We start from the raw sequence: 13,198 nt of genomic DNA on the forward strand, positions 1-13,198 counted from the left end.
CCAAGGCCCACCATGACCGTTGACAACAACATTCCCTCCGAGCCCGAATCCTCCGGCGTCTCCGGCCATGTGGAGCCCACCGTCAACAAGATCGACACCAACCAGGCCGGCGCCAGCGAAAGCTATGGCGAAGGCGCCATCACCATCCTCGAAGGCCTGGAAGCCGTGCGCAAGCGCCCCGGCATGTACATCGGCGACACCAGTGACGGCACCGGCCTGCACCACCTGGTGTTCGAGGTGGTCGACAACTCCATCGACGAGGCCCTGGCCGGCCACTGCGACGACATCGTCGTCACCATCCACACCGACAACTCCATCAGCGTGACCGACAACGGCCGCGGCATTCCCACCGGCGTGAAGATGGACGACAAGCACGAGCCCAAGCGCTCGGCTGCCGAAATCGCCCTGACCGAACTGCACGCAGGCGGCAAGTTCAACCAGAACAGCTACAAGGTCTCCGGCGGCCTGCACGGCGTGGGCGTGAGCTGCGTGAACGCATTGAGCAAATGGCTGCGCCTGACCGTTCGCCGCGAAGGCAAGGTGCACCAGATCGAATTTGCACGCGGCTTTGTGCAAGACCGCCTGCTGTCCACCGTGGACGGCTTTGAAGTCAGCCCCATGAAGGTGACCGGCGAGACCGAAAAGCGCGGCACCGAAGTGCACTTTTTGCCCGACACCGAGATCTTCAAAGAGAACAACGACTTTCACTACGAGATCCTGGCCAAGCGCCTGCGCGAACTCTCGTTTTTGAACAATGGCGTGCGCATTCGCCTCAAGGACGAACGCAGCGGCAAGGAAGACGACTTCTCGGGCGCCGGTGGCGTGCGCGGCTTTGTCGAGTTCATCAACAAGGGCAAGACGGTGTTGCACCCCACCTCGTTCTACGCCGCAGGCGAGCGCCCGGCAGAAACGTACGGTGGCATCCCCGGCACGCACATTGGCGTGGAAGTGGCCATGCAGTGGAACAGCGCGTACACAGAGCAAGTGCTGTGCTTCACCAACAACATCCCCCAGCGTGACGGCGGCACCCACCTGACTGGCTTGCGCGCCGCGATGACCCGCGTCATCAACAAATACATCGAAGAAAACGAGCTGGCCAAGAAGGCCAAGGTCGAAGTCACCGGCGACGACATGCGCGAAGGCCTATGCTGCGTGCTCAGCGTGAAGGTGCCCGAGCCCAAGTTCAGCAGCCAGACCAAGGACAAGCTGGTGTCGAGCGAAGTGCGCGCGCCGGTGGAAGACATCGTGGGCAAGCTGCTCACCGACTACCTGCAAGAAAAGCCCAACGACGCCAAGATCATCTGCGGCAAGATCGTGGAGGCCGCCCGTGCCCGCGAAGCCGCCCGCAAGGCCCGCGAAATGACGCGCCGCAAGGGCGTGCTCGACGGCATGGGCCTGCCCGGCAAACTGGCCGACTGCCAGGAAAAAGACCCTGCCCTGTGCGAGATCTACATCGTCGAGGGTGACTCCGCCGGTGGCTCTGCCAAGCAGGGCCGCGACCGCAAGTTCCAGGCCATCCTGCCCCTGCGCGGCAAGATCCTGAACGTGGAAAAAGCCCGCTACGAAAAGCTGCTGACCAGCAACGAAATCCTCACGCTGATCACGGCCCTGGGCACCGGCATCGGCAAGGCGGGCGGCACCACCGGCGGCGATGACTTCGACGTGGCCAAGCTGCGCTACCACCGCATCATCATCATGACCGACGCCGACGTGGACGGCGCCCACATCCGCACCCTGCTGCTCACCTTCTTCTACCGCCAGATGCCCGAACTGGTGGAGCGCGGCCACATCTACATCGCGCAGCCGCCGCTGTACAAGGTCAAGGCCGGCAAGGAAGAGCTGTACCTCAAGGACGCCCCCGCGCTCGACGGCTTTTTGCTGCGCATTGCGCTGAACCACGCCAGCGTGACCACCGGCGGCGCCAACCCGCAAACCCTGACCGGCGAGACCCTGGCCGAACTGGCGCGCAAGCACCAGATCGCTGAAAGCGTCATCGCCCGCCTGGGCAACTTCATGGACGCCGAAGCCCTGCGCGCCATTGCCGATGGCGTGAGCCTCAAGCTCGACTCCGTGGCCGATGCCGAAGCCAGCGCCGTGGCCCTGCAAGCCAAGTTGCGCGAGCTGAACACCACCGGCGCCCCCGCCGAAGTGGCCGGCGAATTCGACGCCCGCACCGACAAGCCCCTGCTGCGCATCAGCCGCCGCCACCACGGCAACATCAAGAGCAGCGTCATCACACAGGACTTCGTGCACGGCGCCGACTACGCCGCCCTGGCCGAAGCCGCCGAAACCTTCCGCGGCCTGCTGGCCGAAGGCGCCAAGGCGATGCGTGGCGAAGGCGACAAGCAGAAGGAAGAAAAGGTCAGCGACTTCCGCCAGGCCATGAAGTGGCTGATTGCCGAGGCCGAACGCACCACCAGCCGCCAGCGCTACAAGGGCCTGGGCGAAATGAACCCCGAGCAGCTGTGGGAAACCACGATGGACCCCAACGTGCGCCGCCTGCTGCGCGTGCAGATTGATGACGCGATCGAGGCGGATCGCGTGTTCACGATGCTGATGGGCGACGAGGTCGAGCCGCGCCGGGATTTCATTGAAACCAACGCTTTGCGCGCTGGGAATATCGACGTCTGAACATGTTGTCAGGTGTAGTGCAGAGGGCGTGACGGCTCCATGGTGGCGGTCAGTTGGCTAAGGGGAAGCCTGTGTATCGTTTCTGCAAGCCCTTCTGCAAATAGGATCCCCTTGAAGGGTGGTCAGCGCAGCGAGAAGAGAAATGATTCAAAGCCATCTTGCTCCTGCGGGGTCGCTTCTGGTTGGGGTGCCGCGCGCCATCGGGTTCGGGCAGAGTCAGTGGATTCGCCGCCAACCCGAAAGCTTGATGACTCCCTGTTTGCTGACCGTTGAAACCCGCGAGACTCGGGCGAGTGAAATCCTATAGTAACCGGGCTCGTCTGTGGCTTCGAAAATGACCGAGTCGCCTGCTGCAGCCTTGTTCGCTCGAAGAAACTTGGTCATCCAAGTAATGCGATATTCGTTCCGGGTCCCATTTGAAACGTGCAACTTGTTGTTGTAGTAGACATAGCGCATTTCCCATACTTCGCCACTTGCATCTTCGCAATGGATCCACTCGTCAGGATTCATGATTGATGCATCGAGTGCAGGAAAAAAAGCCAGCAGCTTGGCATCTGCCTTGGGTACCAGAATGCCCGCTTGGTGGGCGCCAGTAGCACCCGTATCGTTGGCGCTGAGAATCTTTGCGTAGCTTTGGCGTGTCATGGCCGCTCCATAGGAGAAATGCGCAATGCGTGTGCGAGATCATCGCCGTCGCGAACGGATACGGGGACTGCTTCGTTGCCCAGCTGAGATTTCCAGTGCATCCGCTCGAGCATGACCTCCTCGACCGTGTTCACATAGAAGAGCCGGTAGATTGCCACCGGATGAGTCTGACCACGGCGATAGGCGCGCGCACTTGCCTGTTTTTCGAGCGCCGGATTCCAAACCTGCGTGAAATGGATGACTACCGTTGCAGCCGTGATGTTTAGTCCCGCACCAGCTGCGCGCGGATTGAGGACAAGAACAGCCGGACCGATGTGAGCTGTGAAGCTGTCAACTGTCGCCTGCCGTTCCTCCTGTGGAGTTGAACCGTTGATGGCTCCCCAGAATGCCACGGGTAGCGTCTTGGCGGCCTTTCTGATGAGCGGTCCGCACTGGTTGAAAGTAGCAAACAAAAGAACTTTTTTCCCGCGCAGAAACGCCTCACTTAACAGCGCAAGCGTGCGCTCGACTTTTGGAGTGAGAAGTGGCAGCGTGGATGTGCTGTCAACGTTAACCTCATCCTCCCAGGTTGCCCGCGTTGTGTCCCGCGCTCGCAACCAAGGATGGGCGCAGAAAAGCTGCAGCTGCCCGGTAGCCACCAGCGCGCCGGCAACAGGGTATTTTTCGAGGGTTTCAGTCCGAACCCTTTCATATTCCTCTGCGAGCAAGTCACCCAGCTCAAGCGGCACATCGATGTCGATCCGTTCAGGCAAGTCCTTTGCGACTTCGGCAACCCGCCGCTTCAGCACGAAGGGATCAGTGATCGTTGCCAGTGATCGAGCGGAATCCACGTCATCGGGCCAGCGGGCTTCGAATTCCGGTTGAGGACCAAGGAGGCCCGGAATGGCGATGTCCATCAAAGACCACAAATCGAGAAGACGGTTTTCGACAGGCGTTCCGGTCACCGGAATCGCTCGCCGCCGCCGCAAGCCCGCGACTGACATCCTGCGGCGGGACGCCGGGTTTTTTACCGCCTGAGCCTCGTCACAGACAAGATATGACCACTCGATCGCCCCGAAGATGACATGATCATTTGTGAGGGTGTCGTAGGTGGTGATCACCACCTGGGCCTTCTGGAGGTCCCAGTGAAGCCCCGCCCTATCAGCGCCTCGATGCACGAGAACGGACAGGGATGGTGCGAACGCATGCAGCTCACGGACCCAGTTTTCGATCAACGTGGTTGGGCAGACGATGAGAGCGGGGGTCTTGAGCTGTGGCGGATCAAGCAGGAACAGCGCAATGATCTGAATGGTTTTTCCGAGTCCCATCTCGTCGGCGAGAATGACTCCGCCAGCGTGGTCCAGCATGCGGGACATCCACGCCACGCCTTGCGCTTGGTATCCGTACAGTGTTGCCTGCAGACCCGGAATGGCCCCGTTCTCCATCTCCCTACCAGCCTCCTCGTTGGCGGGCACTAGGACATTGATATCCCTGCAGACGGGCAGTTCCTCGCGGGCATTGCGCTCAAGACGCAATATCTCGGGAAAGGTCAGCTGCTCCGGGTTCATGCCGGCAAGCGCAGCAGTCATGACTTGGACAACATCCCGGGGAAGGGGATAGATGGTGCCAGCGTCTTCAACCCAGTTGCAATCCATTCCTCTCGACCTGATCGTACGTGTAACACCGCGGTCCATCCTGCGGGCTCCCGGTCTGGCGATATATCGCGTCCCTTCGCGCAAGATCACAAGTACCGGCGGCATAACCCGTGTAGAGACCTCAAAGCCAGCTGGAGCAGCGGCGACCAGATCGTCGTAGGAGTTAGGAAGAGCTGCCGGCACTGTGATCGTCATGGCTTGAGCAACGCTCGAAGTTCGTCAGGGAGGAGTGCCACTGGGCGTCGGGTATGCACAGCTCGGTGGCAGTTGGGGCACAGAGGAATCAGGTCGACTGCCGGATCGTAGGGGCGGGGTGCAGTCAGCTGACCAAGCGATTCGATGTGGTGAACCTCAAGAATATCTCCAGCCTGACCATACATTTCCCTTGGAGAAAAACCGCACACGGCACAACGCTTCCCGTGAATCGAAAGGCAGAGCAGCCGGTTGCGTGGACTTCGCTCACGCCGCTTCACCGTTGCCTCAGTGAGCCGCCCCTCCTCATCAAACTCTGCGTCGGCGACTGCAAGGTCGTCATAGCCAATAAGCTCGGCCATTGATGCCATCAGAGGCACGATCACTTCGCGTGCAGTAAGACTCAGCGCTTCATCACTGTGGGGATCAGCAATGCCCATGACAGTCACTTTGATCCGGAAGTCTCCGCCTGCGACGATCCAATCGTCGACAGACTGGTCCGGCGCTATTTCAAGAACATGCGAAGCTGCGAGCTGACGGATCAAGGCACGTGCCACGATCACGCGTTCTGGGAGCGCCTTCTTCATTTGCTCAACGCAAGGCCTGGCAAATTTCCCGATTTCGGCTGTCACCGTGTGGCGTTTTAATCCCGAGGGCACGATCCTGAAGTACGGCCCCTCCTCAGGCCCAAAACCTTCGAAGTGGACGCGTAGACCCGATCGGGACCCACGTGAGTCAGCGACGACAACAACACCAGCCCCTACGCCGCGCCAAGCTTCTTCTCGCAAGAGGTCAGACTTGTCCCTGATCACGGATCAACGGCAGTGTCACCACTGAGCTCATCCAGCTCAGTTTCCGTCGGCAATGGTGTGTCGCGCAGCAGCTTCTCAAGGTTGCCAGAGATCTCCTGTCGGATGTCTTCAAAGATCGGCTGCAACTCGTGGTCGGTGTTGTTCTGTTCGGCCGCCGAAAAAGCCCAGAGCAACAGGTCCATACCTTCGACGGCGTAGCCCGAAGCCGCCGCCTTGAGATAAATCTTCTGATAGAAATCGTGGTGCTTGTTCAGCCGCACGCCAGTCGAAAAACCAGAAGTCCCGGTACTGCGAAGCGCCGGCTCCCAGAGCCGGCCACTTGTAATGTCAGTCACTGCTTCAACGTACACAGAAGCCGGATCCACATTCCCCTGCACAGGAACGTGGATGCGAATGCCTGCGCCCCTGTTATTGCTAACCACCGCTTCCTGCGCTGCAGGGTCCACGGATTCGACCGATGGCTTCTTCGTGAACTTGGCACCCGCAATACTGTTGTTGGCTCCGCTATGGTCGATGGTCAAGTCAGCCGAAAGCTGCTTCTTCTTGCGTCGGTATCGCTGGTCGGCTTCGCGGTGAACGGAAGCCAACCTTTCCTTGAGCGCTTCTTCGAGCGCTGGATCGAAAAGGATGCGCGATTTCTTCACATCCACCCTGAAGGCATCGTCAAGCTTGTGTCCAAAATCGAACTCGACACGTAGCAAGGAGTAGTGCGGATCGTCAGAACGGAACACCCCCAGCCACCCTCCGTAATGGATGAGACGACCTTCGCGGTAGATGTAGAAACCCTGACCACGGCTGGAAATCTTGGCGTAGCGCTCGTTTTCCTCATTGGTCATCTCCTTTGCGTGAGGGAGAAGCCAAGCATTCATGGTTGCTTGCTCGATGGACCCGTCTTCGAGCTCGATCTCAAAAACCCTGGCGCCCTCAGGTAGCGCTTGGAGAGATCGTTGTGGATAAAAGGGATTCCAGTGTGAGACAGCTTCGCCATCGACCGAGATGCGCACGTTGCGGTATCGGGTCTCAGCGTGATCGAGGAATCTGTGAAAGACGAGTGCAAGATGCTCACGCAGCTTCTTCACCCGGGAAGTTACTGCCTTCCGCTCGGCTGTACCCGCTGGCTCTGTGTAGGATTTCGACAGCATGCGATCGCACTTGGACCAGATGAGCAGGGTGCCCGTCTCTCCGCAGAGCTCATCGAAGTCTTGTTCTTCGCTCTTGGTGATCGGCTCTTTCAGCATTTCCCACCTGTTCTCGGTCTGCACATGTTCCAGATCCCAGGCAAGCTTCGAAAGGGGTGCATCGGGATTATTGCGCGAGATCAGTGTGAACCGCAGGCAGATGGAACTCGAGGCGGTTTTCAGACCGAGCCCGAATTTCCCAAGACTCTGCAGATTGGTGCGGGCGGGCGCACCATAGCGCATTGCGGCAAACAGGCCTGCCTCATCCATGCCCTTGCCGTCGTCCCCGAACAGGACAAATTTACGTCCGTCTGCATGAAGATCTATCCGGATATTGACGTTCTGCGCTTCTGCCGCAATTGAGTTGTCAACAATGTCGGCTGCTGCCGTGTTGAAGTCATAGCCTGTATCGCGAAGCCCATGGATCAGTCGGGAAGGGTCCGGGAGGTTGGTCAGATCATTCATCTTGCGGCATCGTTAAATTCACTAGGCCGATCGGCAGTCGAATGTCCCCCAGCCCCTGCATCAGAATGTACTGGATTCACATTGGTTGTCGATCCAAAAAACAAACTATCAGGACTCTAATTAGCCTGCTTCCTGATCGGGCAACATCTTTTAGGGCAACAAGCCTCTGGTCTGCCAGAGTGGGTACCGGTCGCGACGCAAGTGCAGGTCAAAGAACTCGCCAAACGAGATCACGCTACTCTGCTTTCGGTACACCGCGGCGTCTGAAACTTTCAGCGACTCGGGAACGACAAGAATGATGCCCTCTTCTCCCATGTCAGAGATTGCGCTTGCAGCAACGTTCTCGTCCACAGTGGCCAGGTACAGGTCGCAATCCCGGATCTCTCCGTGGACCTGTTTCCAGCGTTCGCGAAGGGTTGTTTTTGCGCTGAGCACCAATGCCTCCTCCCGTGCACGTCCTGTATCCGAGTAGAGACGGAAGTCAGGCAGGACGAAGTCCGGACGTTTCTTCGATTCGATGACCACCTGAGCCTCGTAAGGGACTCGCCCGTCTTTCAGAATGCGCTCGATATGCAGCTCGAATGATTTGCCAGCGCGCGATTTGCGCTGCTGAGCCGCAGACAGCATTACCTTGTCTATGCGTGGGAACTCGGTGATCAATGCCCGCAAAGCCCGTTCTACCGACATGCTCGCGCTTTCCATGCCCAAAACGATGCGCACAAGCTCCATCGATCTCGCTCTTAGCTCGAACTCCCTGAACAGGCGATATTCAATGTCGCGGCTGATCTGCATGACTGCGTCGCCGGGTGCTTTCATCGCAAAGGGATCCAGCGAGAAAAGACCATTGGCTTCCAAGTACGCCGCCTGAGCCATCGCCGCCATCTGGCTGGTTCCCGGAATGACTGCATGGGCCCCGGCAAACGCCTCCAGCGTGCCGGAGCGCCATGCAAATACCGCCTGTTCGACATGGTCCAGCACACGCTCTTCGGATTCCCTCGCAACAGTTTCGGGGACAAAACAACCCGAAATGAAAGCGGAGTCGAAGCCAAAAAGATCGCGGAGGTAATCAACACCAGCGCCATTTGAGTCCACGATGAGCGCCCTGAATCGCAGACTGCCCTCCCCAAGTCGATCCCGCGCGATAACAAGAAGGGATGCAGGGCTTATGCCGCAAAATGGCTCCTTCACAAGATTGGTGAGATGTGTCTCCGGTCCCTTGCTCATGTAGTGAACCAGTCGGGCGGTCTTCGTGCGAGCAGCTTGAGGCCATTCAAGCTCGAACCAGATCTCACGGATCGGCGCTCCTCCCTCTTGACGGTCCTTGAGTCCCAGCGGAGGGAAGAACCCGCCGTCCCGGTCTTGCTGGGGAATGTAGACTCCCGCTTGGTGTGCCCGCGGGTTCTCGCTCCACTGCCAGTCGTTGAGCGAGAGCTTCTTGAGGTACACCTGCTCCGCGCCTTCGAGAACGGCAATGAGATCGTCGAGAGATGCTTCCGGCTCTGCAGTAAACATGTCTTGTTGCATATCGCTGCCCTTCACTCTGCTTTAACTTTTGTCGCATGCATCACCGCAATCTCCTCGGGTAAGGGCCCCCTGATATCCAAGTTGCTGCAGCCCTCGCGAATCCACTCCTTAAGTCGGCCCACTAAAGCAGATAACTCATTCGCCGGACGGCCACGCATCGCGCACTCCCAGACGATCGCAGTGCGCCACCCCAACCCGTGCAGAGCATCAAGCGTGGCGATATCGCGTGACCGGTTCGCGTCGATCTTAGCCCGCCAAAACTCCACGTTGGATGCCGGAAGCCGGAAGAACGGGCAATCATGGCCATGCCAGAAGCAGCCATTTATGAAGACAGCAGCCTTCGCCCCGATGAACGCCATGTCCGGTCTGCCAGGCAGCTTTCTGTAGTGCAACCGGTATCGCAGACCACTTGCATGCAGCGCCTTACGCAATGCCAACTCAATCTTTGTATCGCGGCCACGGATGCCGGACATCATCCGGCTGCGTGTCGCAGAGTCAACAATATCGGCCATTTGTCAATCGGCTTTAGACACCTCAAGCGGCCCGTCGATCGTCAACCAGTTGATTCAAAGAGCTCAGAATCATCGGTTGCATCGCACGAGCTACCGCTTCCATGACAGGCACAACAACTGAGTTGCCAAACTGCTTGTACGCACGGGTATCCGACACCGGAATCTTAAAAGAGTCCGGGAAGCCCATAAGACGCGCGCACTCACGAGGAGTCAGTCGTCGCGGGTTTTTCTTGCTGCCTTGGCTTACAAGAATTTCGGAACCATCCTTGTAGTAACGTGCGGAAAGCGTTCGGGTCACGCTGTCCGGAGTCACCAGTCCGAAGCCAAAGCCGTTGCCTGCGGCTTGGTGCTTTTTCTTGTAGTCCTGCAGATAGGCCCAGAGCTTGTCGGTCAGGGTGTACTTGTCCAGAACTCGCCCTGCCTTATGGTCGAAATACTTTTCACCATCGGCCTCAATAAATGGCTCCTCTTTCCCTCGATGGAGGATGTCTCCCAGCACATGGACACCCTTGGCGGGAAGGTCGACCATGTCCCAATCGAAAATAACCGGATCCCTAAAGCCGACAATCAGGATTCGCTCACGGTGTTGAGGAACGAAGTGAGCTCCATCAATCACCTGGCAGTGGATCTGGTAGCCCAGCTCATCCCTAAGCGTGCGTTGGATGACATCGAAAGTCCGACCCTTGTCATGGGACTTCAGGTTTTTGACGTTCTCCAGCAGAAACGCCTTAGGACGCTTTTCCGCAATGATGCGGGCTACATCAAAAAATAGCGTGCCTTGCGTCTCGTCCTGGAAACCGTGCGCGCGGCCTAGCGCGTTCTTCTTTGAAACACCGGCAATCGAAAAAGGCTGGCAGGGAAAGCCCCCCAGAAGAACATCGTGATCAGGTACTTCGCCTGCTTCGATCTTCGTGATGTCCCCGTTGATCGGGTGCCCTCCTGGATAGTTTTCTGCGTAGGTCCTTTGTGCGTACTCGTCCCATTCGCTGGTAAAAACGCATTCACCGCCAATGGCCTCAAAGGCCTGACGGATGCCACCGATTCCTGCAAAGAGGTCAATGAACCGGAAGTCCCCCTTGGGAGTTTGTGAGGCGCCAAAGTCCAACAGACGCTGGAGCTCAGCAACGACATGACGCGGAGGAACGATTTCCCCACCTTTCCAGCGTTGCAGGGTGCGGACGGAAACTCCGAAATGCTGCGCCATATCGAGAGCAGGCCAAGCGGCTTGTGCGGCATACAGGTAGTTCAGGGCCGGCTGGTCGTCTGCAGTGGTGAGTATCATGATATCTAGGCGGGAAAATTTAGCGACATTATGTCGCCACCTTGTCCCCCTGTATATAAATACATATACCAAGCGCGCTTGTTGCTCACGCAGAGCTGCCTGCATGCGCCACGCCCCCATCCACTTGACAGAAAACCCCAGGCTTCTCATGCGCTCCTCCATCTCCATCGTTGACGTAGACCGCCTGGACACCTGGACCCGCTACCGCGCAGGCCTGTGCGACACCTGCGCGGCCAACTGCTGCACGATGCCGCTGGAGGTGCAGCTGTCAGACCTGGTGCGGCTCGAACTGGTGGACCCGTTCGAGGCCGAGCATGAGGAAATCCGCCACATTGCCAAGCGGCTGCAAAAGGCGCGGCTGATCGACCACTTCAACCACAAGAACGCGATCTTCACGATGGCGCGACGGGCGAGTGGGGACTGCAACTTTCTGGACCCCAAGACGCGGCTGTGCACGGTGTATGACAAGCGGCCCGAGACCTGTCGCCTGCACCCGCAGAAGAAAAGCCCCAAGCCAGGCTACTGCGCTTACGGGGCACGGGATCTGCAGCGGCGGGGCTGATGACAAACAAGCGCTGAGGTGTGTCGCACCTCTCATCTGCGCAAGCCCGCAGCCTTCTGAAACCGTCGACCCCTGCACTCACGCCATGTCGCGCAGCTCGCGGCGCAGGATCTTGCCAACGCTGGACTTGGGCAGGGCCTCCACAAACACGATCTGCCGGGGCACCTTGTAGGCAGTGAGCGCTGCGCGGCAATGGGCTGCGATGTGGTCGGCATCCACCGGTGGCGCAGTGCCCGCCGCGCGCACCACATACAGCCGCAACGCCTCGCCCGTCTTCTCGTCCGGCACGCCGATGCAGGCGCATTCCAGCACGCCGGGGCAGGCGGTGGCTACGGCTTCGACTTCGTTGGGAAAGACGTTGAAGCCTGACACGATGACCATGTCCTTCTTACGGTCCACGATCTTGAGAAAACCGCGCTCGTCCAGCTGGCCGATGTCGCCGGTGCGGAAGTAGCCGTCGGGGGTGAAGGCGGCTGCGTTGGCCTCGGGCTGTTGCCAGTAGCCGCCCATGACCTGGGGGCCTTTCACGCAGACCTCGCCGGGCTGGCCCAGGGGCACGGGGTGGCCGTGGTCGTCCAGCAGCAGAACGTCGGTGGAAGGCAGGGGCAGCCCGGTGCTGCCGCTGAAGGCGGTGACCGATGCGGGGTTGAAGGCCACCACGGGGCTGGTCTCGCTCAGGCCGTAGCCTTCGCGGATGAACTGGCCGGTGATGGCCTGCCAGCGGGCGGATACCGAGGGGAGGATGGCGGCACCACCGCCACCCGCCAGCCGCAGGTTGGAGAAGTCCACGCCCTGCGTGCCGGGGTGCACCGCCAGCCCGGCGTACAGCGTGTTGACGCCCATGAACACGCTGGGGCGCGCGGCGTTCAGCACGTCGATCAACCCGTCCAGGTCGCGCGGGTTGGGCACCAGCCAGTTGCGCGCACCCACCGCAAAGTAGCTGATCAGGTTCACCATGAGCGCGAAGATGTGATACAGCGGAATGGCCGTGACGACGACCTCCTGTGCGGGGCGCAGGGCATCGGGCACGAAGGCCTTGAACTGCTCCACATTGGCCACCAGATTGCGGTGCGTGAGCATGGCGCCCTTGGACAGGCCCGTGGTGCCCCCGGTGTACTGCAGGAACAGCAGGTCGCCCCCCTCCAGCACAGGTGGCGCAAAAGGCAGGGTGGCGCCCTCGGCCAGGGCGCGCGCAAACGAGGTGGTGGTGTGCAGGTGGGCATCCACCGGCGGCCCGGGCAGGTCGGCTGCGGTGCCGTCGCCAGGCGCCACGGTGATGACGCTGTGCAGTTCCACCCGGTCCTGGATGGCGGCCAGGGTGGCGGTAGACCCGGCATAGATCACCATCACCCGGGCGCCTGCGTCCCATAGCTGGTGCTCCAGCTCGCGCGGGGTGTAGAGCGGGTTCACGTTGACCTGCACACAGCCCGCGCGCGCAATACCGAGCATGGCGATGGGAAACGCCATCAGGTTCGGGCACATCACGGCAATGCGGTCGCCCTTGCGCACGCGCAGCACGTTCTGCAGGTAGGCCGCAAACGCGCGGGATTGCTGGTCTACATGCGCATAGGTCAGCGTCTGGCCCAGGCAGGTGAATGCGGGCCGGTGCGCATAACGCTGCATGGCGGCACACAGCAGGTGCACGATGCTGGGATGGCTGTCGGGATCGATGTGGGCAGGGATGGCGCCATAGCTAGCCAGCCAGGGTTGGGGAGACATGGTGAATCGGTCCTCGTGGGGGGTGGAGCAGCAACGTGCGGG

10 protein-coding genes are annotated in these 13,198 nt (G+C 59.7%); 2 read left to right on the forward strand and 8 right to left on the reverse strand.

Annotated elements, in window-relative coordinates; translation table 11 throughout:
- Nucleotides 1-12: 12 nt before the first annotated feature.
- Nucleotides 13-2,631 carry a DNA topoisomerase (ATP-hydrolyzing) subunit B gene (gene gyrB, locus ASC83_RS00865; protein WP_056056815.1) on the forward strand — a complete coding sequence of 873 codons (2,619 nt, stop codon included), beginning with the start codon at nucleotides 13-15 and terminating at the stop codon, nucleotides 2,629-2,631.
- 216 nt (nucleotides 2,632-2,847) lie between these two features.
- On the opposite strand, the gene ASC83_RS00870 is transcribed toward gyrB, so the two are convergent.
- From ASC83_RS00870 to dcm, 7 genes are all read right to left on the reverse strand, one after another.
- Nucleotides 2,848-3,276 (reverse strand): EcoRII N-terminal effector-binding domain-containing protein, encoded by a 429-nt coding sequence (locus ASC83_RS00870; protein WP_056056817.1) that lies wholly within the window; start codon nucleotides 3,274-3,276, stop codon nucleotides 2,848-2,850.
- Complete coding sequence (locus ASC83_RS00875) at nucleotides 3,273-5,105, reverse strand: DEAD/DEAH box helicase (RefSeq protein WP_056056819.1); 1,833 nt, start codon at nucleotides 5,103-5,105, stop codon at nucleotides 3,273-3,275. The genes ASC83_RS00870 and ASC83_RS00875 overlap by 4 nt, the downstream gene beginning before the upstream one ends.
- Nucleotides 5,102-5,734 (reverse strand): HNH endonuclease, encoded by a 633-nt coding sequence (locus tag ASC83_RS00880; RefSeq protein WP_156379385.1) that lies wholly within the window; start codon nucleotides 5,732-5,734, stop codon nucleotides 5,102-5,104. Before ASC83_RS00880 ends, ASC83_RS00875 begins: the two co-directional genes overlap by 4 nt.
- A gap of 176 nt (nucleotides 5,735-5,910) precedes the next feature.
- Entirely contained in the window at nucleotides 5,911-7,557 is a 1,647-nt protein-coding gene (locus ASC83_RS00885; protein ID WP_056056824.1) for an ATP-binding protein, read from the reverse strand.
- Between the two features lie 150 nt (nucleotides 7,558-7,707).
- Nucleotides 7,708-9,081, reverse strand: a complete 1,374-nt coding sequence (locus tag ASC83_RS00890; protein ID WP_156379386.1) for a type II restriction endonuclease — start codon at nucleotides 9,079-9,081, stop codon at nucleotides 7,708-7,710.
- An 11-nt stretch (nucleotides 9,082-9,092) separates the two neighbouring features.
- A complete protein-coding gene (locus tag ASC83_RS00895) occupies nucleotides 9,093-9,593 on the reverse strand; it encodes a very short patch repair endonuclease (RefSeq protein WP_056056828.1) in 501 nt (166 codons plus the stop codon).
- A 22-nt stretch (nucleotides 9,594-9,615) separates the two neighbouring features.
- Nucleotides 9,616-10,875 carry a DNA (cytosine-5-)-methyltransferase gene (gene dcm, locus ASC83_RS00900; RefSeq protein ID WP_056057639.1) on the reverse strand — a complete coding sequence of 420 codons (1,260 nt, stop codon included), beginning with the start codon at nucleotides 10,873-10,875 and terminating at the stop codon, nucleotides 9,616-9,618.
- A 148-nt stretch (nucleotides 10,876-11,023) separates the two neighbouring features.
- On the opposite strand from dcm, the gene ASC83_RS00905 reads away from it, so the two are divergent.
- Nucleotides 11,024-11,437, forward strand: a complete 414-nt coding sequence (locus ASC83_RS00905) for a YkgJ family cysteine cluster protein (RefSeq protein WP_056056829.1) — start codon at nucleotides 11,024-11,026, stop codon at nucleotides 11,435-11,437.
- A 78-nt stretch (nucleotides 11,438-11,515) separates the two neighbouring features.
- Here the strand turns inward: ASC83_RS00905 and ASC83_RS00910 are convergent, their stop codons facing one another.
- A complete protein-coding gene (locus ASC83_RS00910) occupies nucleotides 11,516-13,156 on the reverse strand; it encodes an AMP-binding protein (protein WP_056056831.1) in 1,641 nt (546 codons plus the stop codon).
- Nucleotides 13,157-13,198 lie beyond the last annotated feature (42 nt).

Source organism: Acidovorax sp. Root402 (genome assembly GCF_001425125.1).
GTDB lineage: Bacteria > Pseudomonadota > Gammaproteobacteria > Burkholderiales > Burkholderiaceae_C > Acidovorax > Acidovorax delafieldii.

What these genes read in the sequence shown, in the direction of transcription:
- ASC83_RS00905 (WP_056056829.1), top strand. Translation starts at nt 11,024, where the DNA reads ATGCGCTCCTCCATCTCCATCGTTGACGTAGACCGCCTGGACACCTGG.
- ASC83_RS00875 (WP_056056819.1), bottom strand. Translation starts at nt 5,105, where the DNA reads ATGACGATCACAGTGCCGGCAGCTCTTCCTAACTCCTACGACGATCTG.
- gyrB (WP_056056815.1), top strand. Translation starts at nt 13, where the DNA reads ATGACCGTTGACAACAACATTCCCTCCGAGCCCGAATCCTCCGGCGTC.
- ASC83_RS00885 (WP_056056824.1), bottom strand. Translation starts at nt 7,557, where the DNA reads ATGAATGATCTGACCAACCTCCCGGACCCTTCCCGACTGATCCATGGG.
- ASC83_RS00895 (WP_056056828.1), bottom strand. Translation starts at nt 9,593, where the DNA reads ATGGCCGATATTGTTGACTCTGCGACACGCAGCCGGATGATGTCCGGC.
- dcm (WP_056057639.1), bottom strand. Translation starts at nt 10,875, where the DNA reads ATGATACTCACCACTGCAGACGACCAGCCGGCCCTGAACTACCTGTAT.
- ASC83_RS00890 (WP_156379386.1), bottom strand. Translation starts at nt 9,081, where the DNA reads ATGCAACAAGACATGTTTACTGCAGAGCCGGAAGCATCTCTCGACGAT.
- ASC83_RS00870 (WP_056056817.1), bottom strand. Translation starts at nt 3,276, where the DNA reads ATGACACGCCAAAGCTACGCAAAGATTCTCAGCGCCAACGATACGGGT.
- ASC83_RS00910 (WP_056056831.1), bottom strand. Translation starts at nt 13,156, where the DNA reads ATGTCTCCCCAACCCTGGCTGGCTAGCTATGGCGCCATCCCTGCCCAC.